The organism is Acinetobacter sp. CFCC 11171 (genome assembly GCF_003268405.1).
Classification (GTDB): Bacteria; Pseudomonadota; Gammaproteobacteria; order Pseudomonadales; family Moraxellaceae; genus Acinetobacter; species Acinetobacter amyesii.
Genome location: NZ_LQXP01000124.1, coordinates 1 through 327, shown reverse-complemented (window position 1 = coordinate 327; position 327 = coordinate 1). Strand labels below are relative to the sequence as shown.

General features: G+C 47.1%; 1 protein-coding gene. It reads left to right on the top strand.

Annotated elements, in window-relative coordinates:
* On the top strand, positions 1-327 hold a 327-nt coding region (locus tag AVJ20_RS18150; protein WP_162689824.1), incomplete at both ends, for an Ig-like domain-containing protein.

Here is a 327-nt window from a genome sequence, read left to right as displayed (position 1 = left end):
AGATGTTCCAGCTGCACCGAATAAGCCACCAGTTGCTGAAAATGATACCGTGACCACGGAGCACGGTACGCCAGTGGAGAAGAACATCCTTACAAACGATACTGACCCTGAAAATGATCCATTAGTGTTAAAAGACTTCACTGTTGGGGATAAAACTTATCAGCCAGGTGAAACGGCTGAACTTCCAGGCGTAGGAACAATCACCGTTGATAAAGATGGTAATTTAACGTTTACGCCTGAAGCAGGTTATACCGGTTCGGTTCCTGACGTGACATACACGGTAACTGATGGCAAAGGCGGCGAAGCTCAAGGCACAGTGACCTTTGA